Below are 21776 nucleotides of genomic sequence, written 5' to 3' on the forward strand. Positions count from 1 at the left end.
CGTCACCGCCCCCCGGTCAGCTCGCCGGCCACCGCCGCGGCGTCGTCGGCGCCGACCAGCAGCGTGTCGAAGCGCTGGCCGGCCAGCCGCACGCGCACCGCCGGCTGGCCGCGGCGCACGCTCACCAGCGACTTCTCACCGCGCCGGCGCCAGGTGCCGATCGCGCGGACACCGGGCAGGCCCAGGCCCGGGGCGCGCAGCCCGCGGAGGACCGACAGCCCGTCCGGGACGGACTCGACGGAGGTGACGGAGTCGCGCGGGACCTCGAGGTCGCGCAGCAGCCCGAAGATCTTCTCGCTGCGGGTGAGGGTGAGCCGGAGGGTCTGCGGGGTCGTCGTCATCGTCGCCATGCGGCTATCATTCTCAACATCGCGACCAATGTCAAACATGAGAACGGTGAGTCGATGGCGTCCGCGGACCTCCTCCTCCACCCCGTCCGGCTGCGGATCGTGCAGGCGTTCCTCGGCGATCGGACGCTCACCACGGCCGAGCTGCGTGGGCTGCTGCCCGACGTCCCGCCCGCGACGCTCTACCGGCACGTGGGGGTGCTCGGCGACGCCGGCGTCCTGACGGTGGTGGGGGAGCGGAAGGTGCGCGGCGCCGCGGAGCGCAGCTACCGGCTGGTGACCGGAGCGGCCTCGGTGGGTGGGGAGGCGGCCGCGGCGATGACGCCCGAGGAGCACCGCCGCGCGTTCGCCACCTTCGTGGCGGCCCTGCTGGCCGACTTCGACCGGTACGCCGACGGCGCGGGGGACGGCGGGCTCGACCTCGCGCGGGACGGCGTGGGCTACCGGCAGATCGCGGTGTGGCTCAGCGACGAGGAGTTCGCGGAGCTGGTCACCGAGCTGCGCACCGTCCTCACCGCGCGGATGGCGCTGGAGCCCGACGGCGTCCGCAGGCGGCGGATCGTGAGCCAGGTGTTCCTGCCCGGGTGACCGCGGGGGCGGGCCGGTCCCGCCCCCGCGAGGGGTCACTCGGTCCGGGCGGCGGCGCGGGCGGCCTTCCGGTTGGCCTTGGCCAGCGTCCGGGCGGCCTTGCGCACCCGGCGCGGCTCGCGGTCGATGGTGCCGCGGGTGAGCAGCCCGACGCCGATGCCGAGCAGCCAGACGTCCTTGGCGACGGCGAGGCCCTCCTGGGTGGGGGCCAGGCTGCCGGGCTTCCGCATCCCCGGCGTGTTCAGGTACAGGCCGAGCAGCCCGCCGGAGAACGCGGTGAGCGCGGCGCCGGCGACCGCGGTGGGCACGAACGGGGCGAGTAGCAGGCTGCCGATCGCGATCTCGCCATAGGCCAGGCCCTTGGCGAACTGCTGCGGCGGGATGTCCTTGAGGAACGGGTAGGTGCCCGCGGCGAACCCGTGCAGGCCGGCAGCGGTGCTCTCGTCGGCACCGCGCTTGCCCAGGCCGCTGTTGAGGATGAACGCGCCGGCCGAGAGTCGTGGGCCGATCTCGGACAGGGTGATGGGCAGACGCATGGCGTACCTCGCTGATCAGGTGGGACGGGGTTCGCCCACACTCTGGTCGCCCCTCGTCGTGCCCACCACCCGGGGGCCGGCCGTCGCCGGCCGGCCCCCGGGAGGTCAGCGCCCGCCGCGGCGCGAGCGGCCGCTGAAGCCCGCGGCGGAGTGGGTGCCCGCGCGGGCGGCGAGCTCTGCGCGGGTGCGCGCCGGACCGGCCGGACGGCCCGAGCCGCCACGGCTGCCGGTACCGGCCGTGCCCGTCGTCGCGGTGCGCCCGCCGGCGGCGGCCGCACCGTTCCCGCCGCCGCCCCGCCGACGCCGGCCGCCGCCCTGCCCCTGGGGCTGCGGCGCCGGTGCCGCGGCCGGCTCGACGTAGGGCGCGGCCGGCCCGGTCAGCTCGCCGATCTCGCGGGCGCCGGGCTTGACGACCGACACCTGTGGCGTGATCCCGGCCTGGCGGGCCAGGGTGCGCACCTCGCCGGCCTGGTCGGGCGTGGCGATGGTGACGACGGTGCCACCGGCGCCGGCGCGCGCGGTGCGCCCGGAGCGGTGCAGGTAGGCCTTGTGCTCGGCCGGCGGGTCGACGTGCACGACCAGCGAGACGTCGTCGACGTGGATGCCGCGGGCGGCGATGTCGGTCGCGCACAGCACCCGGGTGTCCCCGCTGCTGAACGCCTCGAGGTTGCGCTCGCGGGCGTTCTGGCTGAGGTTGCCGTGCAGGTCGACGGCGGGCACGCCGGCGGCGGTGAGCTGCTTGGCCAGCTTCTTGGCCTGGTGCTTGGTGCGGGTGAACAGCACGCTGCGGCCGAGCCCCGAGGCCAGCTCCTTGACGACCTGCGCCTTGTCGGCGGCGTCCACCCGGAACACGTGGTGGGTCATGGTCGACACCGGTGCGACGGCGGGGTCCACCGAGTGCGTCGTCGGGTTCGACAGGTAGCGCTTGACCAGGACGTCGACGCCGTTGTCCAGCGTGGCGGAGAACAGCAGTCGCTGGCCGATCTTCGGCGTCCGGTCGAGCAGGCGCTTGACGCCGGGCAGGAAGCCCAGGTCGGCCATGTGGTCGGCCTCGTCGAGGACGGTGACCTCGACCGCGCCGAGGTCGGCGTGGCCCTGGCCGATGAGGTCCTCGAGCCGGCCGGGGCAGGCGATGAGCACGTCGATGCCGCCGGCCAGCGCCTGCACCTGCGGGTTCTGGCCGACGCCACCGAAGACGGTGGTGGCCTTCATGCCGAGTGCCCGGGCCAGCGGGTCGACGACGGCGAGCACCTGGTTGGCCAGCTCGCGGGTCGGCACGAGGACCAGCGCCCGCGGCCGCTTCGGCTGCCGCCGGCTGGTGGAGGCCGCCAGCCGGGCCACCAGCGGGAGGCTGAAGGCGAGGGTCTTGCCGGAGCCGGTGCGGCCGCGGCCGAGGACGTCGCGCCCGGCCAGGGTGTCCGGCAGCGTGGCAACCTGGATCGGGAAGGGCGCGGTGATGCCGCTGGCGGTGAGCACCTCGACCAGGGGGGCGGGGACGCCGAGGGCGGCGAAGGTCGTGTCGGTCGGCAGCACGGTGGCGTCGTCCCCGGCGGGGACGACGGCGGCGGGCACCGGGTCCGGCTGCGGGCGGGTCTGCGCGCCGGCCGGCTGCGCACCGGCGGGGCGGCCGCGGCCGCGGCTGCCGCGGCGGCGGGGGCGCGGGGCGGCGCTGTCGGCGGTGGGCGTGGCGGGGTCGTGCGAGGTCATCTGGGTGTCCTGACGCTCGGTGTGGCTCCCCGGGCGACCCGGCGACCGCGAGCGCCGGCGCACCTGCGCGGGCTCACGTCGTCAGCGGGACGTCGGGCAACCGGGCGCGCCTCGGTGGCGCAGCCTCGGTCCGACGTCGAGTCCTGCAGCTCCGGATGAGCGGAGGGCGGCGCCGGTACGTCGTACTCAACCAGACGCGGAGGGTGTCTGTGCCCTCACCCCGGGGAGTGTCCGGTCACACCGTTGCCGCGGTAGGCGCGCCGGTAGGTGCCGGGGGCCACGCCGATGCTGGCCCGCAGGTGCTGTCGCAGCGAGGCCGGGGTGCCGAACCCGGCGTCCACGGCGACCCGGTCGATCGGGGCGTCGGTGGACTCGAGCAGCTGGCGGGCCAGGGCCAGCCGCTGCCCCGCCAGCCAGCGCAGCGGCGAGAGCCCGGTCTCCTCACGGAACCGGCGGGTGAAGGTGCGCACGCTCATCCGGGCGTGCCCGGCGAGGTCGGCCAGGGTGAGCGGGGTGGCCAGCCGGTCGGCGGCCCAGGCGCGGGTGGCCGCGGTGCCGGTCTCGCCCGTCTCGGGGAGGGGGCGCTCGACGAACTGGGACTGGCCGCCCTCCCGCCAGGGGGCGACGACGTTGCGCCGGGCGGCCCGGTTGGCCACCTCGCTGCCGTGGTCGCGGCGGACGAGGTGCAGGAGCAGGTCGATGCCGGCGGCGTTGCCCGCGGAGGTCAGCACGTCGCCGTCGTCGACGAAGAGCACACCGGGGTCCAGGTGCACCGAGGGGAACAGCCGCCGGAAGGCCGCGGCGTGCATCCAGTGGGTGGTGGCCGGCCGGTCGTCGAGCAGCCCGGCGGCGGCGAGCACGAAGGCGCCGGTGCAGATCGACACCATGCGGGCGTGCCCCGCGGCCGCCCGCAGGGCCTCGCCGAGCTCGGCCGGGAGCGTCCCCTCGCTCATCGCGGTGCCGCCGTACACCCCGGGGACGACGACGGTGGCGGCCTCGTCGAGCAGCGAGACGTCGTGCTGCGGCAGCACGTCGAAGCCGGCCGAGGTGCGCACCGGCCCGCCGTCGAGGGTGGCCACCCGCACGCGGTAGAGGCGCCGGTCGTCGGCGTCCACGGCGGACTCGAGCAGCCGGTGGGGGAGTCCGAGCTCGAAGGCGATGGTGTTGGGCAGCGCCAGGACGGCGACCTCGTGCCGGTCCGCACGCGGGGGCACGGCCGGACCCGGGCCTGGGGGCGTGGCCGGACCCGGGCCTGTTGGCATGGCCGGACTCGGGCCTGGTGGCATGGCCGGATCGTTGCACATGTTGGCCTCCGGGCCACTGTCGGTCGGCCGTGCCGGTCGGTCATGCTCGTCGTCGTGACGACGACCGACCACCGCCGTTCCGCCCGCCGCGTCCACCCGGCGTGGTGGGTCGCGGCGGTCACGTTCCTGGCCCTGGTCGGCGCCGCCGCCTTCCGCGCGGTGCCCGGCGTGCTCATTGAGCCGCTGCGGGCCGAGTTCGGCTGGTCGGTGTCCACCATCTCCGCCGCGGTCGCGGTCAACATGGCGCTGTACGGGCTGACCGCGCCCTTCGCGGCGGCCCTGATGGAGCGCTTCGGCATCCGGCGGGTCGTGGTGGGCGCGCTGCTGCTGACCGCCACCGGCAGCGGCCTGACCGTGTTCATGACGGCGAGCTGGCAGCTGGTCCTGCTGTGGGGGCTCCTGGTGGGGCTGGGCACCGGGTCGATGGCGCTGGCCCTGGTCGCCACGGTCACCGGCCGCTGGTTCGTCGCCCGCCGCGGGCTGGTGTCGGGCATCCTCACCGCCGGCGGCGCCACCGGGCAGCTGGTGTTCCTGCCCCTGGTCGCCTGGGCGGACGAGAACTGGGGCTGGCGCTCGGCGTCCCTGGGCACCACGGCCGCCGCGCTGGCCGTCGTCCCCCTGGTGGCGTGGCTGCTGCGCGACCGGCCGAGCGACCTCGGCGTCGCCCCCTACGGCGGGACGCCGGCCGACGAGCCTCCCCTGGTGCGCACCGGCGCGGCGCGGACGGCGGTGCGCGGCCTGGCCGACGCCGTCCAGCGCCGGCCGTTCTGGCTGCTCGCCGGCGGCTTCTTCATCTGCGGGCTGTCCACCAACGGGCTGGTGCAGCCGCACTTCATCCCGGCCGCGCACGACCACGGCATGCCGGTGACCACCGCGGCCGGTCTGCTGGCCGTCGTCGGGATCTTCGACATCGCCGGGACGGTGTTCTCCGGCTGGCTCACCGACCGCGTCGACCCGCGGGTGCTGCTGCTGGCCTACTACGCGCTGCGCGGCTTCTCGCTGTTCCTGCTGCCGCCGCTGTTCGGGCCCGACGTCCAGGTCAGCATGATCGCGTTCATCGTCTTCTACGGCCTGGACTGGGTGGCCACGGTGCCCCCGACGCTGGCGCTGTGCCGCGAGCACTTCGGCGCGCGGGCGCCGGTGGTCTTCGGCTGGGTGTTCGCCTCGCACCAGGTCGGGTCGGCGTTCGCCGCGTACGGGGGCGGCGTCATCCGCGACGTCACCGGCTCCTACGACCTCGCCTGGTTCGGCGCGGGCGCGCTGTGCCTGGCGGCCGCGGCGATGTCGATCGCGATCCGCCGCCGGCCCGCACCGGCCGGGGGGCCGGAGGTGGGCCTGCCGCCGTCACCGACGCAGGCCGCGGCCGGCCAGGCACACGGCTGAGCCGGGTCAGGCGGTGCGCTCCAGCGTCAGCCGCACCGTCTGCACCTGGATCGAGTCGCCGCTGAAGACGAAGGTGTCGACGCCCTCGGCCCGGGCCTTCTCCGCGACCGCCGTCCACTCGATGAACAGGACGTCGCCCTCGAACACCTGGGTGGGCACGTCCCACCGGGCGTCGGGGATCTCCCCGAGCAGCGTGGTGAAGACCTGCCGGATGCCGTCCCGGCCCCGGGTCACGCCGTCGGGGGTGATGACGACGGCGTCCTCGGCGTAGTCGGCGACGATCGCGTCGACGTCGCCGGCGCCGATCGCCGCCACGTGGTCGGCGAAGATCTCCTGGGGTGTCCGGGCCATGGCTGCTCCTGAGCTGGTCGGCTGTCGGGGGAGTGCGAGCATGCTCCCGGTCGGCCGCGCTGCACAGGCCCCGCGGCCCGGGGATCAGCCGGTGAGCGCGGGGTCGAGGGTGCGCCCGGCGATCAGGTCGGCCGCGCGCTCGGCGATCATGATCGTCGGCGCGTTGGTGTTGCCCCGCACCAGCGTCGGCATGACCGAGGCGTCGACCACCCGCAGCCCCTCGAGGCCGTGCACCCGCAGCGTGGGGTCGACCACCGCCTCGGCGTCGGTGCCCATCCGGCAGGAGGAGACCGGGTGGTACAGCGACTCGAGGGTCTCCCGCACCGCCCGCCGCAGCCCGTCGGGGCCGCGCACCGTGCCGCCGGGCGACCACTCCTCGGCGAGGACGGCCGACAGCGGGCCGGTCTCGGCGACCTCCCGCGCCTGCTCGACCCCGCAGACCAGGGCGTCGACGTCGCGGCCGTCGGTGAGGTAGCCGGGGTCGACCGCCGGTGCCCAGGCCGGGTCGGCCGAGCGCAGCCGCACCGTGCCGCGGGAGTGCACCCGCACCAGGACGGCGGCGGCGGTGAACGCGTCGACGTCCGGGTCGACCTCCGCCTGCCGCCAGAACTTGACCGGGAGGAAGTGGTGCTGCAGGTCCGGCGCGTCGAGCCCGGGCCGGGAGCGGCTGAACAGCCCGGCCTCGGCCAGGTTGGACGACAGCGGGCCGCGGCGGGCGGCGAACCAGCGCGCGTAGCCCGACGGCGACTCGCCGCGCAGCAGGGACCGCCCCGTCCGGGTGTGCCAGACGACCGGCACCAGGGGGTGGTCCTGCAGGCCGCCGCCGACCCCCGGCAGGTCGTGGACGACGTCGACGCCGACCGTGCGCAGGTGGGCGGCCGGGCCGATGCCGGACAGCATCAGCAGCTGCGGGGAGTTCACCGCCCCGCCGGCCAGGACCACCTCCGCGGCGGACGCGGTGTGCGTCCGTCCGCCGCGCCGGTACTCGACGCCGGTGGCCCGTCCGCGGGAGAGCAGCACCCGGGTGGTCAGCGCGCCGGTCCGGACGGTCAGGTTCGGCCGGGCCGCGGCCGGGTGCAGGTAGGCGTCGGCGGCCGACCAGCGCCGGCCGCGCCGCTGGGTGAGCTGGTACAGGCCGGCGCCGTCCTGGGCGGCGCCGTTGAAGTCGTCGTTGCGCGGGTGGCCGGCGGCGACCGCGGCCTGGACGGCGGCCCGCGACCACGGGTGCGGGGAGCGGGGGTCCTCCACGCGCAGCGGCCCGCCCGTGCCGTGGAAGCCGTCGGCGCCGCGGGCGTTGTCCTCCATCCGCCGGAACAGCGGGAGCACGTGCTCGTAGGACCACGACGGGTCGCCGGTCAGCCGCGCCCACTCGTCGTAGTCGCGGGCGTTCCCGCGCACGTAGATCATCGCGTTGATCGACGACGACCCGCCGAGCAGCTTGCCCCGCGGCCAGAACAGCCGGCGCCCGCCGAGGCCCGGCTGTGGCTCGGTCGTGTAGTTCCAGTCCCGCCGGGTGCGCCAGTTCTTGTAGAGGGCCGCGGGCACCCGGACCTCGAGGACGTCGTCGGAGCCCCCGGCCTCCAGCAGCAGCACCCGCCGCGACGGGTCCTCGCTGAGCCGCCCGGCCAGCGCGCAGCCGGCCGAGCCCGCACCCACGACGACGACGTCGAACGTCCCGCCGTCCTCCTCCGCAGCGCTCACCGGTGGCGTCCGTGCACCAGCCCCATGACCCGGGCCAGGGCGTCGGCGGCCGCGGCGGGTCGGCCGAAGCTCATGAGGTTGACGGGCAACGGCACCCGCTGGCGGGTGATCGCCTTGGCCCGGGTGAACTCGCGCAGGCCGTCCGGCCCGTGGATCCGGCCGAAGCCGCTCTCGCCCACCCCGCCGAAGGGCAGCGCCGGCACCGAGGCGAAGGTGAGCACCGAGTTCACCGACGTCATGCCGGTGCGCATCCGCCTGGCGAGGTCCATCGCCCGGGCCCGCGACCGCGAGTACACCGCGCCGGCCAGGCCGTGCGGGTTGGCGTTGGTGCGCGCCAGCGCCTCCTCGGCGTCGCGCACGCGGCTGATGGTGAGGGTCGGCCCGAAGGTCTCCTCGGACACCGCGGCGGAGGTCTCCGGGACGTCGAGCAGGACCGTCGGCGCGACGTACCGCCCGTCGACCGTCCCGCCGGCGAGCACCCGCCCGCCCGCGGCGACCGCGTCCTCGACGTGCCGCCGGACGACGTCGGTCTGCGTCGGCATGGTCATCGGGCCGTAGGCGGCGCCGTCGTCGGACCCCGGCCGCAGCCCGCGCACCCGCTCGGTGACCTCGGCGACGAACGCGTCGTACACCCGCTCGGTGGCGTAGACCCGCTCGATGCCGATGCAGGTCTGCCCGGCGTTGCTCATCGCGCCCCACACGGCCGCGTCGGCGGCGGCGGCCACGTCGGCGTCGTCGTCGACGATCATCGCGTCCTTGCCGCCGAGCTCCATGAGCACCGGCGTGAGGGTCTCGGCGCAGGTGGCCATCACCTTGCGGCCGGTGGGCGCCGAGCCGGTGAAGGCCAGCTTGCCGACCCCGGCCCGGCACAGCGCCGCCCCGGTCTCCCCGGCCCCGGTGACCACCTGCAGGACGTCGGCGGCGTCCGGGACGGCCGCCCGCCACGCCGCGGCGAGCCACGCGCCCACCGCGGGGGTGTGCTCGGACGGCTTGAAGACGACCGCGTTGCCGGCGGCCAGCGCGTAGGCGATCGAGCCCATCGGCGTGAACACCGGGTAGTTCCACGGGCCGATCACCCCGACCACGCCGAGCGGCTGGTACTCCACGGAGGCGGCGTGGTTGGCGGCCAGCAGCCCCGGGTTGACCCGGCGCGGGCCCAGCACCTTGCGCGCGTGGGCGCCGGCCCAGGCCAGGTGGTCGACGGCGAGGCTGATCTCGAGGATCGCGTCGGCGTGCGGCTTGCCGTTCTCCCGGTGCACCAGGTCGGCCAGCTCGTGCAGGCGGCGGGCCAGCGAGCCGCGGAAGGCGGCCAGCCGCCGGCGGCGGCCGTCGAAGCCGAGCGCGGCCCACGGGACGGCGGCGGCGCGGGCCCGCCCGACCGCCGCGCGGACCGCCGCGGCGTCGTCCACGGGGAAGACGCCGACGACCGCGCCCGAGGCCGGGTCGGTGGACTCGAACGTCGGGGCGGTGGGTGCGGGGTCGGCGTCCAGCGGCTGCGCGAGCGACATGGCACCGGAGGCTACCCACGGGTAGCGGCGTCAGTCCTCGCCGCGCGCCACCCGGCCGGCCCAGCGCAGGTCGGCCTTCCCGGCGGGGGAGCGGTGCACCTCCCGCACGAAGACGACCTCGCGCGGCCGCTTGTAGTCGGCCAGCTCCGCGCCCACGGCGGCGCGCAGCTGCTCCGCGCTCACCTCCTGCCCGTCGTCCAGCGCCACCACGGCGGTGATGCGCTGGCCGAAGCGCTCGTCGGGGACGCCCACGACGATCGCGTCCCGGACCGCGGGGTGGCGCAGGAGGACCTGCTCCACCTCCTCGGGCTGCACCTTCTCCCCGCCGGTGTTGACCACCCGGCTGCCGCGACCCTGGAAGACCAGCGAGCCGTCCGCCTCCAGCCGGGCGAGGTCGCCGGGCACGGAGTACCGGACGCCGTCGACGACCCGGAACGTGCCGTTGCTGGCCGCGGCGTCGCCGGCGTAGTGCACCTCGGGCGGCGCGGGGGCGGCCAGGACACCCACCCGGCCCGAGCCGGGGACGACGTCGCGCCCGTCCTCGTCGAGCAGCCGGGCCCCCGGGGCGAGGACGAACCGCGAGGTGGGGGCCACCTCGCCGCGGCGGGTGAGGGACACCGCGTACGGCCCGCCCTCGGAGGCCACGACGACGTCGGTGATGTCGACGTCGGCGTGCCGGAGCAGGGCCGCCTTGTTCTCGGCGCTGAACACCGCGCCGACCGAGACCACCCGGCGCAGGCTCGACAGGTCGTACGGGCGCCCCGCGGCGGCGGCCGCGTCGAGGGCGGTGACCAGGGGCCGGGCGAAGACGTCGCCCACGATGACGAGGTCGGTGACCCGGTGCTGGGCCACCGCTGCGGCCATCTCGTCGGGGTCGAAGGAACGCGACGCCGGGAAGACGATGCGGCCGCCGGCCACCAGGGTGCCGAGGGTCGTGTAGATGCCGGTGCCGTGCATGAGCGGGGTCGGGGTGTAGGTGACCAGCCGGTCGGGCTCGGCGCGCGACTCGCGGGCGCGCCGGGCCAGCTCGTCGACCGTGCGCGGCGCCGGGATGCCGAACTTGGCGAACCCGTTGGGCACGCAGCTGACCGCGAACACCGTCGACTGGCGGGTCAGGACGCCCTTGGGCAGGCCGGTCGTGCCGCCGGTGTAGAGCAGCCAGTCGCCGTCGGGGCGGGCGGTGCGGGGGAGGGGGGCGGTGCCGGCGAGCAGCTGCTCGAGGTCCTCCCCGACGGGGACGGCGTGCTCGGCGGCGGCGCCGACCCGGACCAGGGCCGGCAGCCCGGTCGCGGCCTCGGCCACGACGGCCGCGGTCGACCCGTCGAAGACCAGCGCCGCCGCGCCGGCGTCGGCGAGGACGTGGCCGAGCTCCGCGGCGCGGTAGCGGTAGTTGACGTTGAAGGGCGTCGCGCCGAGCTTGCAGGCGGCGAACACCGCCTCGACGTACTCCGGGCTGCTCCACAGACCGATGCCGACCCGGTCGCCGGCGGTCACGCCGCGGGCGGCCAGGGCGGCGGCGAGGCGGGCCGCGCGGTCGTCGAGCTCCGCCCACGTCCGGACCCGGTCGCCCTGCACCACCGCGACGGAGTCGCCGAGCTGGTCGGCCACGGTCTCGAGGATCGTCGCCAGATTCTCCTCCATGAGAGGCACAGTACTGGCGATCGTCACGATCTTGCGTATCTTGTTTCCCACCGTCGCGGCGGTGGGAGACGGCTCTGCCGCCCCGCGGAAAGCGGGGTTGCCCGGGCGTGGTCACCCGCTCGTCGCGAATCGTCCCGCAACGGCAGGAGTGCACGATGAGGAGCACGTCCGCACCGGCGTCGTGGAGTCCGGCGCCGTGACAACCGTGGCGCCGAGCCCGCCCGGCGACGACGACCTCGCACCCGACGTCCGCGAGACGGTGCCGGGCCTGGGCGAGGGCGATCCGCTGGCCCCCGCGCACGTGCGGCCGCAGACCCACGTGCTCATGTTCTGCGGCGTGCACCTGACCGAGCCCGGGCTCGCCGTCCCGACCCTCGGTCTCATCGACGCCCTCGCCCGCGTCGGCGTCGGGGAGCACGCGGCGCGGTCCACCGTCAGCCGGATGCTGCGCCGCGGCACCCTCGAACGGCACCGCCGCGGCAAGCGGATCTTCCTGTCGCCCACGCCGCGGGCCCGTGCCGAGCTCGCCGAGGGCGGCGAGCGCGCCTGGCGCTCGCCGGTCAACCGGACCTGGGACGGGCAGTGGACGCTGCTCGGCTTCTCCCTCCCCGAGAGCCGCCGGGCCGACCGCCACCTGCTGCGGTCCCGCCTCCAGTGGGCCGGGTTCGGCATGCTGCAGAACGGCCTGTGGGTGGCCCCCCGCCAGGTGGACGTCGAGGCGCTGGTGCGCAAGCTCGACGTCCTGGACCACCTCAAGGTGTTCCGGGCCTCGGTCGCCGCCCCCACCCAGGTGCCCGACCTCATCGACGACGCCTGGGACGTCGCCACGATCGCGCGCGGCTACGAGCAGTTCCTGGCCCGCTGGGACCGGCCCGACCCCCTGCCCGACGCGCCGGACGACCTCGCCCGCCAGCTGTGGCTGCTCGGCGAGTGGACGCTGCTGGGCCGCCACGACCCCGGGCTGCCGGTGGAGTACCTGCCGGCGGACTGGCCGGCCGTGCGCGCCGAGCACGTCGCCCTGCGGTTGCGGACCCGGTACGACCGGGGCGCGGCGGCCATCGCGGCCGGCCTCGTGGAACACCTCGGCGGCGCCGACGCCGACGCGGGCTGACCCGCGGGGCGGCGTCCCGGGGGCTTCCGCTTTCTGCGCTCGTGCGTTGACGTCCGCCACGAAAGTGAATAACTTGCCGGAGGCGGCAGGTGCTCGGCGCGTGCCGCCCGGATACCCCGTGCGCCCCCGTGCCACGCTCTCGAGAGGACTCCCATGCAGCTGAACGGCAAGGTCGCCGTCGTCACCGGGGCCGGTCGCGGCCTCGGCCAGGCCTACGCCAAGGCGCTCGCCGCGGCCGGCGCCGCCGTCGTGGTCAACGACCTCGACGTCGAGCTCGCCGAGGAGACGGTCAAGGCCATCCAGGCCGCCGGTGGCTCCGCGGTCGCCGAGGGCTCGGCCATCGGCTCCACCGAGGCCGCCGACGCGCTCGTCGCCAAGGCGGTCGGGGAGTTCGGCCGGCTGGACATCATGGTCACCAACGCCGGCGTCCTGCGGGACCGCACGCTGCTGAAGATGGAGGACGCCGACTTCGACGTCGTCGTCGAGACCCACCTGCGCGGCACCTTCACCTGCGGCCGGGCCGCCGCCAGGCAGTTCAAGGAGCAGGGCGGCAACGGCCGCCTCATCCTCATCGGCTCGCCGGCCGGCCAGCGCGCCAGCTTCGGCCAGACCGGCTACACCGCCTCCAAGGCCGGCATCGTCGGCCTGGTCCGCACCTGGGCCGCCGAGCTCGAGCGCAGCGGCACCACGGTCAACGCCGTCATCCCCGTCGCCCTGACCCGCATGGTCGCCACCATCCCCGGCATGGCCGAGCTGGTGGAGATGGCCGAGCGGGGCGAGCAGCTGCCCGCCGACGTCCGCGCCAGCGGCCTGGGCACCCCGGACGACGTCGCCGGGCTCGTGGTCTTCCTCGCCTCCGACGAGGCCGCCGGCGTCACCGGCCAGGCCATCGCCGCCGGCGGCGACCGGATCGCGATCTGGTCGCACCCGACCGAGGTCGCGGTCGAGGTCCGCGAGGGCGGCTGGAGCGCCGACGCGCTGGCCGAGGCCTTCCCGACCACCTTCCAGCCGCACCTGCAGCCCTTCAAGCCGGACACCGTCCCCGGCCAGCCCGCGGGGAAGTGACCGGCATGGGGATCAACCTGGACGAGATCGTCGCCATCGACGTGCACACCCACGTGCACAAGTCGGTGCGGGGCACGGCTCCGCGCAGCGCCGGGGCCGAGGACATGGGGGAGTACTTCGGCATCGGCAAGATGCCCGAGTACTCGCTGCCGGAGCTGGCCGAGTACTACCGCGAGCGGAAGATGGCCGCGGTCGCCTTCGGCGTCGACAGCGTGTCGCAGACCGGTGAGGAGCCGGTGCCCACGAACGAGGAGGTCGCCGAGCTCGCCGCCGAGCACAGCGACGTCATCATCCCCTTCGGCAGCATCGACCCGGCCCGCGGCGCGGCCGGTGTGCGGGCGGCCCGGAAGCTGGTCACCGAGTACGGGGTCAAGGGCTTCAAGTTCCACCCGAACACCCAGGCGTTCTTCCCGAACGACCGGATGGCCTACCCGCTCTACGAGGTCATCGCCGAGCACAACCTGGTGGCGCTGTTCCACACCGGCCAGACCGGCGTGGGCGCCGGCCAGCGCGCCGGCGGCGGCATCCGGCTGAAGTACTCCAACCCGATGCACGTCGACGACGTCGCCGTCGACTTCCCGGACATGAAGATCATCCTGGCGCACCCGTCCTTCCCGTGGCAGGACGAGGCGCTGTCGGTGGCCACGCACAAGCCGCAGGTGTACATCGACCTGTCGGGCTGGTCGCCGAAGTACTTCCCGCCGCAGCTGGTGCAGTACGCCAACTCGCTGCTGAAGAACAAGGTGCTCTTCGGGTCCGACTTCCCGGTCATCACGCCCGAGCGGTGGATGAAGGACTTCGACTCGATCTCGATCAAGGACGAGGTCCGGCCGAAGATCATGAAGGAGAACGCCGCCAAGCTCTTCGGCCTCGGGCCCGTCGGCCTCACCGCTTCCGGGAACGGGGCGTGAACGAGAGCTTCGCGACCGTCCTGGAGACGGTGGGGGACCTCCGGCGCGACCGGCTGGCGGTCAGCCACGGCGACCGGAGCCGCACGTGGGCCGAGCTCGACGAGCGCGCGTCCCGGCTCGCCGGACACCTCGCCGCCCAGGGCATCGGCCCGGAGTCGCGGGTGGCCGTGGCGCTCTACAACGGCATCGAGTACCTGGAGAGCGTCTTCGCGATCCTCAAGCTGCGTGCGGTGCCGCTGAACGTCAACTACCGGTACCGCCGCGACGAGATCGTGCAGCTGCTGGAGGACGCGCAGGCCGAGGCCGTCGTCTTCGACGCCTCGCTGGCCGAGCGGTTCGGCGAGGCCCGGAGCGCGCTGCCGAAGCTGACCGCGCTGGTCCAGGTCGGCGCGCCGGACGACGTCCCCGCGTGGGCGGCCGACTACGAGCAGGCCCTGTCCGCCGCCGAGCCGGCGCCGCGCATCCAACGCGGCAACGACCACTGGCTGATGTACACCGGCGGCACCACCGGCAAGCCCAAGGGCGTGCTGTCCCGGCACTCCGGGCTGTTCGCCACGTGCAGCGCCAACGGGCTGCTGCTGCTGGGGGAGCGCCTCCCGCAGTCGCTGGAGGAGCTGCGGGCCACGCTGCAGCGGCTCGGCGTCGACCGGGACGCGATGGTGTGCCTGCCTGCGCCGCCGCTGATGCACGCGACCGGCATGTACACGACCTTCGGCGCGCTGCTGGCCGGCGGGCGGGTGGTCTACCTCGCGTCGAAGTCCTACGACCCCGACGAGCTCGCGGCCACGGTGCAGCGGGAGCAGGTCGACACGGTGTCGATCGTCGGTGACGTCTTCGCCCGGCCGCTGGCCGACGCGCTCGACGCCGCCGAGGCCGCCGGCCGCCCGTACGACCTGTCGACCCTGCGGCTGATGATCAGCGTCGGGGTGACCTGGAGCGCCGACGTCAAGCAGCGGCTGCTCCACCACGCCGACATGGTCTGCCGCGACCTCGTCGCCTCCTCGGAGGGCGGTCCCTACGCCGTCCAGGAGACCCGGCGGGGCGACCCGACCGAGACCGCGCGCTTCCAGCTCTTCCCGGGCGCGCAGGTCATCGACGAGACCGGCCGGCCGATCGCGGCCGGCTCCGGTGAGATCGGGATGCTGGCCGCGCCGGTCGACGAGCACATCGGCTACCAGGGCGACGCCGAGGCGACCGCCAAGACCTTCCGCGAGTTCGGCGGGCGGCGGTGGGTCGTCCCCGGCGACATGGCCAGCATCGACGCCGACGGCACCGTGGTCTTCCACGGCCGCGGCAGCCGGGTCATCAACACCGGCGGCGAGAAGGTCTACGCCGAGGAGGTCGAGCAGGTCCTGCTCACCCACCCGGCCGTCCGGGACGCCATGGTCGTCGGCGCCCCCGACCAGCGGTGGGGTTCCCGGATCGTCGCCGTCGTCGCGTTGCGCCCCGGCGCGCAGCTCACCGACGAGGAGGCGCGGTCCTACGTCGGCGAGCGGCTGGCCGACCACAAGCGCCCCCGCGAACTGGTCGTCGTCGACGAGCTCAAGCGCAGCCCGTCCGGCAAGGCCGACCTGTCCTGGGCTCGGCGCCTGGCCGAGTCCGCCCAGTAGTCCACGCACACACCCCTAGGAGGACCCCATGGCCACCCCCATCAGCGTCGACGGCGTCGAGGGCGTCAAGAGCCTCGTCGGCAAGGAGCTCGGCCCGACCGAGTACGTCGAGATCACCCAGGAGATGGTCAACCTGTTCGCCGACGCCACCGGCGACCACCAGTGGATCCACGTCGACGTGGAGCGGGCGAAGAAGGAGAGCCCCTTCGGCGGCCCGATCGCCCACGGCTACCTGACCCTCTCGCTCATCCCGCGGTTCCTGCCGCAGCTGACCGAGTTCACCGGCTTCGGCATGGGCGTCAACTACGGCACGGAGAAGGTCCGCTTCCCCTCGCCGGTGCCGGTGGGCGCCAAGCTGCGCGCCAAGGCCGTCGTCGACGAGGTCACCGAGATCAAGGGCGGCGTGCAGATCCAGCAGACGGTCACCTTCGAGACCGAGGGCGGCACCAAGCCGGCCTGCGTCGCGACCATCGTGGTCCGGCAGTACGTCTGATGAGCGGCTCGCCGGCCGGGCCGGCTTCCCTGCCGGCCCGGCTGGCGGCCCTCGACACCTGCGCGCTGTCCGACGCCCTCGACGGCTACGGGCGCGCCGGTGTCCTCTCCGGGGTGCGGCCGCTGTGGCCGGTGCCCCGGGTCGTCGTCGGCCGGGTCCGCACGCTGCGGGTCGGCCCCAAGGAGCCCGGGTCCGGGCCCACGGTCCACCTCGGCACCCAGCTGATCGAGACCGCCGAGCGCGGGGACGTCGTCCTCGTCGACGCCGGCGGTCGCACCGACGTCTCCTCCTGGGGCGGCATCCTCAGCACCGCCGCCACCCAGGCCGGGATCGCCGGGATCGTCATCGACGGCGCCTGCCGCGACATCGGCGAGAGCGAGCAGCTCGGGCTGCCGGTGTTCGGCCGGGCCGTCGTCCCCACCAGCGCCCGCGGCCGCATCGTGCAGCTCGGCATGGACGAGGAGATCACGGTCTGCGGCGTCCCGGCGCGGACCGGCGACCTGCTGGTCGCCGACGTCTGCGGCGCCGTGGTGGTCCCCGCCGACCTCGCCGAGCGCGTGGTCGAGCTCGCCGAGCGGATCGCCGCCCGCGAGCGGGACATGGTCGCCGCGGTGCGCTCCGGGCGCTCCGTCGTCGACGTCATGCACGACTCGCAGTTCCCCAGCCCCCAGTGACCTGCCCCCAGGAGCGCCCCACCCCATGAGCGAGCTGCTGCCCGCCTCCGAGTTCGCCGGGCTCCCGACGGCCGCGCTGTCCGACGCGATGGACCGCCTGGCCCTGCCCGCCGCCTGCCAGGGCGTCAAGCCGCTGGCGCCCGGGCAGCGGCTGCTCGGCCGCGCGTTCACCGTCCGGTACGTGGCCACCGGCCGGCCGCCCGGCACCGTCGGCGACTTCGTCGACGACGTCCCGCCCGGGGACGTCGTGGTGATCGACAACGGCGGCCGCGAGGACTGCACCGTGTGGGGCGACATCCTCACCGCAGTCGCCTCCTCCCGCGGCGTGGCCGGCACGGTCATCGACGGCGTCTGCCGGGACGTGCACCGCGCCCGCGACATCGGCTACCCGGTCTACAGCCGCGGCTGGTTCATGCGCACCGGCAAGGACCGCGTCACCGTCTCCGACGTCGGGGCGCCGGTGAGCGTCGCGGGCATCCGCGTGCGCGCCGGTGACCTGCTGGTCGGCGACGACGACGGCGTGGTCGTCATCCCCGTCGAGTACGAGCAGGACGTGCTCGCCGTCGCCCGGGAGATCGAGGAGCGCGAGGGTGCCATCCTCGCCGCCGCGCTGGCCGGCGCGAGCCTCCGCGACGCGCGGGCCGCGCAGGGCTACCACGAGCTGCAGCGCGCGAACGGCGCCCGGTGAGCGGCTGGAGCACCGACCTCGTCCCGCGGGCGGCGCACCTCGGCGCCTCGACCGTGCACGAGGCCGCCGGTCGCATCGGCGCGCTGCCCTCGTCCATCAGCGCCCTGTACCGGGAGCAGCCGCCGATCGCCGGCCCCGCCGCGACGGTGCTCTGCCCGGACGGCGACAACCTCTGGCTGCACCGCGCCATCTACACCGCGGCCCCCGGCGAGGTGCTGGTCGTCGAGGTCGGCACCGGCGAGGACTTCGGCTACTGGGGCGAGATCATGGCGACCGCCGCCCAGGAGCGCGGCATCGCCGGCCTGGTGATCGGCGGCTGCGTGCGCGACGCGGTGCAGATGCAGCGGCTCGGGTTCCCGGTGTTCAGCACCGGCACCTGCATCCGCGGCACGGTCAAGGACCCGCTGCGCCCCGGCGCGATCGGCGGCCGGCTGCGGCTGGGCGACGTCCTCGTCTCACCGGGTGACCTCGTCGTGGCCGACGCCGACGGGGTGGTCGTCGTCCCGGCCGGCCAGGCCGAGGCGGCCGTCGCCGCCGGCGAGGCCCGCGAGCGCAAGGAGGCCGACGCGATGGAGCAGCTGCGCGCCGGCGCGACCACGCTGGAGCTGTTCGGCCTGCCGGGAGGATCGCAGTGAGACGGTCGATCGAGGTCGAGGGCCTGCACCACGGCGGGGTGCCGATCCCCATGGCCAGCCGGGTCGGGCCGCTGCTGGTCTCCAGCAGCATCCTCGGCCAGGACCCGGCGACCGGGGAGCTCCCCGACGACGTCGCCGCCCAGGTCGCGCTGGTGTTCGCCAACCTGCGCCGCGTCCTCGCGGCCGGCGGGGCCACCACCGACCACGTGGCCAAGCTGACCTTCCACGTGCGCGACCGTTCCGCGCGCGCCGCCATCGACGAGCACTGGCTCGCGATGTTCCCCGACCCCGCCGCCCGCCCGGCGCGGCACACCGTCCCCGGCGACCTGCCGCCGGCCTTCCACGTGCAGTGCGAGGTCATCGCCTACGTGACCGAGGAGACCCCGTGATCATCGACGCCCATGCCCACGTCGTCGCGCCCGAGGTGTTCTACGCCTACCGGGCCCAGCTGCTCGGCAGCGGCGGCTACCACCAGGACCCGCCGAAGCTGACCGACGAGGCCCTCGCCGCCTCGGCGGCCGGCAACGTGGCGATCATGGACGGCGTCGGCACCGACGTGCAGTTCATCTCCCCGCGGCCGTTCCAGCAGATGCACTCCGCCAAGCCGGCCGAGATCGTGCACCGCTGGATCCGCGCCAACAACGACGTCATCGCCCGCTCGGTGGCCCTGCACCCCGACCGGCTGGCCGGGGTGGCCGGACTGCCGCTGTGCGCGGGGGCGCCGGTGGAGTCCTGCTTCGACGAGCTGACCCGCGCCGTGGAGGACCTCGGCTTCATCGGGGTCAGCCTCAACCCCGACCCGTACGAGGGCACCGGCGGGGACACCCCGACCCTCGGCGACGAGTTCTGGTACCCGCTGTGGGAGAAGCTGGTCGAGCTCGACGTCCCCGCGCTGATCCACTCCGCGGGCTGCTACAACGGCCGCGAGGTCTACAGCGACCACTTCATCACCGAGGAGTCGATCGCCGTCCTCTCGCTGATGCGCTCGCGCACGCTGCTCGACTTCCCCGACCTGAAGATCATCGTCGGGCACGGCGGCGGGTCGGTCCCGTACCAGATCGGCCGCTGGAAGGCCGCCCGCCAGGCGCCGGGCCTCGGCAAGGACGTCCTCGAGGAGCGGTTCGAGGTCTCGCTGCGGCGGCTGTGGTTCGACACCGTCCTCTACGACAAGGCCTCGCTGGCCTACCTGTTCGCCACCGTCGGCGCCGACCGCTGCCTGTTCGGCACCGAGCGTCCGGGCAGCGGCTCGGTGACCGACCCCGACACCGGCCGGCCCTTCGACGACCTCAAGCCGGTCATCGAGTCGATCGACACGCTGACCGACGAGGACCGCGCGGCCGTCTTCGAGCAGAACGCGCGCACGGTGTTCAGCCGCTGGAAGGGACCGCAGGGGGCATGACCGCGCTCGCCGTCGAGGAGCTCGCCGACCTGCGGGCCACCGTCGCCGGCGCACTGCAGCCGGCCTGGGACGCCCCGCAGGCCGCGGGGCGCCCGGACGCCGGCGACGCGGGGCTGCGGGCCGCCTGGGACGTCGCCGTCCGGCAGGGCTGGACGGAGCTCGGCGCCGAGGGGGCCCTCGACGCGCTCCTCGCCATCACGGGCGAGCTGGGCCGGCTGGCCTGCCCGCTGCCGCTGGCCGACGGCTACGTCGCCGCGCGGCTGCTCGGCGGCGAGCTCGCCAGCGACGTCGCCGAGGGACGCATCCGCCCCGTGGTGGCGGCCGCGGAGGCCGCGACCGGCACCGTCCGGTTCGTCGAGGCCGCGGCGGCGGCCACGCACGTCCTGCTGCTCCCCGCGGGGGACGGCGAGGCCCGGCTCGCGCCGATCGCCGCCGTCCGCCCCACCGCGGGGACCCCGGCGCCGGCCTGGTCCGACGTCGACCTGGCCGCCGACGGCGCGGTGACCGTGCCAGTGGCGGCCGCCGACGCCGAGGAGGCGCGCGCGGTGCTGCGGCTCGCGCTGGCCGCCCGCGCGTACGGCGCGGCCGGGCGGTCGGCGGAGCTGGCCCTGGCGCACGCGAACCTGCGGCAGCAGTTCGGCCGGCCGATCGGCTCGTTCCAGGCGGTCTCGCACCGCTGCGTGAACGGGGCCATCGACGTCGCCGCCTTCGCCGCGCTGGCCGACGAGGCGGTGCGGCTGGGCCTCGCGGGGGATCCGGCCTGGCTGCTGGCCACCGAGCTCGCCGTCGCGCACGCCACCGCCACCGCGGCCCGGGTGCAGTTCGGCGCCCACCACACCCTCGCCGCCATCGGCTACTTCGAGGAGCACGAGGCGCCGTGGCTGTTCCGCCGCGTGCACGCCGACGTCGCCCGGCTGGCCGCGCTCCCGGCCCCCGCCGGGGAACCGGCCGACGTGCTGCTGGAGACCGGCGCCGGGCTGCCACCGCTGGACCTGGGCGAGCACGCCGAGGCCGCCCGCGCCGAGGTGCGGGCGTTCATCGCCCACCTGGTGCCGGCCGGGCTGGCGGGGGAGGACCCCGCGCTGCTGGACCTGCTCGCCGACGCGGGCTACCTGGCCCCGGGGCTGCCCCGGGAGTTCGGGGGCCGGGCCGCCACACCGGCCGAGCAGGTCGCGATCGGGGAGGAGCTCACCTACGCCGGTCTGGCGCGTGGCGCCCGCGTGGCGGCGGCGATGCTCGGCCCGTCGATCGCCGCGCACGGGAGCCCGGAGCAGAAGGAGCAGTTCCTCCCGCTGATCAGCCGGGGCCGGATGCCGTTCTACCTCGGCTACTCCGAGCCCGAGATCGGCTCGGACCTCGCCCACCTGCGCACCACCGCCCGCCGGGACGGCGAGGAGTGGGTGGTCAACGGCCAGAAGATGTGGGGGACCGGCGCGCACCAGGCGGAGTGGATCTGGCTGGCCGCGCGCACCGACCCCGAGGCGCGGGCGCACGCCGGGATCACGGTGTTCTGCTTCCCGGTCGGGCTGCCCGGCTGGAGCATCCAGGAGCACCGGTCGCTGGGCGGGGAGATCTCCTGCTCGTCGTTCTTCGACGACGTCCGGGTGCCCGACTCGGCGCGGGTCGGCGAGCCGGGTGCCGGCTGGCGGGTGCTCACCGAGGCGCTGGCGCACGAGCGCATCCACATCGCATCGGGGACCGCCCGGCTGCTGCGGCTGTTCGACGACCTGCTCGGCGTCCTGCGGGCCGACCCGGCCGTCGCGGGGGAGCGCGGGTCGGCGGCGCGGGCCACGCTCACCGGGCTCGCCGTCCGGCTCCAGGCGGCGCGGGCGCTGGTGGCGTCGAGCACCCGTCGCGCGCTGGGGGCCGGCAGCGACCCGGCGGCCGCCGCGATGGCGAAGATCATCGGCAGCGAGTTGGAGGAGGACTTCGGCGAGGCCGTGCTCGGCCTGCTGGGGCCGGCCGCGGCTCTGGCCGACGGCCCGAACTCCGGGGCGCCGCAGACCTTCGAGGAGTCCCTGCGGCTGTCGATCATGATGGTGGTCTCGGGCGGGACCAACGACATCCAGCGCAATCTGGTGGCCCGCGCGCTGGGCCTGCCCCGCTGACGAGGGGTCGCCCGGG

Annotated in this window: 21 protein-coding genes; 13 read left to right on the forward strand and 8 right to left on the reverse strand. The window is 75.5% G+C overall.

From position 1 onward, the window contains the following. Window positions 1-2 precede the first annotated feature (2 nt). Window positions 3-350, reverse strand: a complete 348-nt coding sequence (locus ACI78Q_RS15795) for a hypothetical protein (RefSeq protein WP_456924357.1) — start codon at window positions 348-350, stop codon at window positions 3-5. 54 nt (window positions 351-404) lie between these two features. Here ACI78Q_RS15795 and ACI78Q_RS15800 point away from each other — a divergent pair, with 54 nt between their 5' ends. Further along, window positions 405-935 (forward strand): helix-turn-helix domain-containing protein, encoded by a 531-nt coding sequence (locus tag ACI78Q_RS15800; protein ID WP_456924358.1) that lies wholly within the window; start codon window positions 405-407, stop codon window positions 933-935. A 35-nt stretch (window positions 936-970) separates the two neighbouring features. Here ACI78Q_RS15800 and ACI78Q_RS15805 read toward each other — a convergent pair whose 3' ends face one another. From ACI78Q_RS15805 to ACI78Q_RS15815, 3 genes are all read right to left on the reverse strand, one after another. Next, window positions 971-1471: a hypothetical protein gene (locus ACI78Q_RS15805; RefSeq protein WP_456924359.1), complete on the reverse strand. Its 501-nt coding sequence runs from the start codon at window positions 1469-1471 to the stop codon at window positions 971-973. Between the two features lie 105 nt (window positions 1472-1576). Next, entirely contained in the window at window positions 1577-3178 is a 1602-nt protein-coding gene (locus ACI78Q_RS15810; protein ID WP_456924360.1) for a DEAD/DEAH box helicase, read from the reverse strand. A gap of 215 nt (window positions 3179-3393) precedes the next feature. Next, window positions 3394-4392 carry a GlxA family transcriptional regulator gene (locus ACI78Q_RS15815; protein ID WP_456924361.1) on the reverse strand — a complete coding sequence of 333 codons (999 nt, stop codon included), beginning with the start codon at window positions 4390-4392 and terminating at the stop codon, window positions 3394-3396. A gap of 144 nt (window positions 4393-4536) precedes the next feature. On the opposite strand from ACI78Q_RS15815, the gene ACI78Q_RS15820 reads away from it, so the two are divergent. Next, window positions 4537-5865 (forward strand): MFS transporter, encoded by a 1329-nt coding sequence (locus tag ACI78Q_RS15820; RefSeq protein ID WP_456924362.1) that lies wholly within the window; start codon window positions 4537-4539, stop codon window positions 5863-5865. Window positions 5866-5871: 6 nt separating this feature from the next. Here ACI78Q_RS15820 and ACI78Q_RS15825 read toward each other — a convergent pair whose 3' ends face one another. The 4 genes from ACI78Q_RS15825 to ACI78Q_RS15840 form a co-directional block, all read right to left on the reverse strand. Continuing rightward, window positions 5872-6216, reverse strand: coding sequence for a nuclear transport factor 2 family protein (locus ACI78Q_RS15825; RefSeq protein WP_456924363.1), 345 nt, complete (start codon window positions 6214-6216; stop codon window positions 5872-5874). A gap of 84 nt (window positions 6217-6300) precedes the next feature. After that, complete coding sequence (locus tag ACI78Q_RS15830) at window positions 6301-7917, reverse strand: GMC family oxidoreductase (RefSeq protein WP_456924364.1); 1617 nt, start codon at window positions 7915-7917, stop codon at window positions 6301-6303. Beyond that, window positions 7914-9425, reverse strand: coding sequence for an aldehyde dehydrogenase family protein (locus ACI78Q_RS15835; RefSeq protein ID WP_456924365.1), 1512 nt, complete (start codon window positions 9423-9425; stop codon window positions 7914-7916). Before ACI78Q_RS15835 ends, ACI78Q_RS15830 begins: the two co-directional genes overlap by 4 nt. 30 nt (window positions 9426-9455) lie before the next feature. After that, window positions 9456-11066 (reverse strand): AMP-binding protein, encoded by a 1611-nt coding sequence (locus ACI78Q_RS15840; protein WP_456924366.1) that lies wholly within the window; start codon window positions 11064-11066, stop codon window positions 9456-9458. A 196-nt stretch (window positions 11067-11262) separates the two neighbouring features. On the opposite strand from ACI78Q_RS15840, the gene ACI78Q_RS15845 reads away from it, so the two are divergent. From ACI78Q_RS15845 to ACI78Q_RS15895, 11 genes are all read left to right on the forward strand, one after another. Then, complete coding sequence (locus ACI78Q_RS15845) at window positions 11263-12177, forward strand: PaaX family transcriptional regulator (RefSeq protein ID WP_456924367.1); 915 nt, start codon at window positions 11263-11265, stop codon at window positions 12175-12177. Window positions 12178-12330: 153 nt separating this feature from the next. Further along, a complete protein-coding gene (locus tag ACI78Q_RS15850; RefSeq protein ID WP_456924368.1) occupies window positions 12331-13242 on the forward strand; it encodes an SDR family NAD(P)-dependent oxidoreductase in 912 nt (303 codons plus the stop codon). Between the two features lie 5 nt (window positions 13243-13247). Continuing rightward, complete coding sequence (locus tag ACI78Q_RS15855; protein ID WP_456924369.1) at window positions 13248-14153, forward strand: amidohydrolase family protein; 906 nt, start codon at window positions 13248-13250, stop codon at window positions 14151-14153. Next, a complete protein-coding gene (locus ACI78Q_RS15860) occupies window positions 14150-15763 on the forward strand; it encodes an AMP-binding protein (RefSeq protein ID WP_456924370.1) in 1614 nt (537 codons plus the stop codon). The genes ACI78Q_RS15855 and ACI78Q_RS15860 overlap by 4 nt, the downstream gene beginning before the upstream one ends. Before the next feature lie 28 nt (window positions 15764-15791). Next, window positions 15792-16256, forward strand: coding sequence for a MaoC family dehydratase (locus ACI78Q_RS15865; RefSeq protein WP_456924371.1), 465 nt, complete (start codon window positions 15792-15794; stop codon window positions 16254-16256). After that, the gene (locus ACI78Q_RS15870; protein WP_456924372.1) at window positions 16256-16930 is read left to right on the forward strand and encodes an RraA family protein; all 675 of its coding nucleotides are present in this window, start codon (window positions 16256-16258) and stop codon (window positions 16928-16930) included. Before ACI78Q_RS15865 ends, ACI78Q_RS15870 begins: the two co-directional genes overlap by 1 nt. 25 nt (window positions 16931-16955) lie before the next feature. Further along, window positions 16956-17618, forward strand: coding sequence for an RraA family protein (locus ACI78Q_RS15875; RefSeq protein ID WP_456924373.1), 663 nt, complete (start codon window positions 16956-16958; stop codon window positions 17616-17618). Then, the gene (locus ACI78Q_RS15880) at window positions 17615-18253 is read left to right on the forward strand and encodes an RraA family protein (RefSeq protein ID WP_456924374.1); all 639 of its coding nucleotides are present in this window, start codon (window positions 17615-17617) and stop codon (window positions 18251-18253) included. The genes ACI78Q_RS15875 and ACI78Q_RS15880 overlap by 4 nt, the downstream gene beginning before the upstream one ends. Next, complete coding sequence (locus ACI78Q_RS15885; RefSeq protein WP_456924375.1) at window positions 18250-18642, forward strand: RidA family protein; 393 nt, start codon at window positions 18250-18252, stop codon at window positions 18640-18642. The genes ACI78Q_RS15880 and ACI78Q_RS15885 overlap by 4 nt, the downstream gene beginning before the upstream one ends. Beyond that, window positions 18639-19652 (forward strand): amidohydrolase family protein, encoded by a 1014-nt coding sequence (locus tag ACI78Q_RS15890; protein ID WP_456924376.1) that lies wholly within the window; start codon window positions 18639-18641, stop codon window positions 19650-19652. Before ACI78Q_RS15885 ends, ACI78Q_RS15890 begins: the two co-directional genes overlap by 4 nt. Continuing rightward, window positions 19649-21760: an acyl-CoA dehydrogenase family protein gene (locus ACI78Q_RS15895; RefSeq protein WP_456924377.1), complete on the forward strand. Its 2112-nt coding sequence runs from the start codon at window positions 19649-19651 to the stop codon at window positions 21758-21760. Before ACI78Q_RS15890 ends, ACI78Q_RS15895 begins: the two co-directional genes overlap by 4 nt. Window positions 21761-21776: the final 16 nt, after the last annotated feature.

Source organism: Geodermatophilus sp. SYSU D00705, assembly GCF_054050135.1.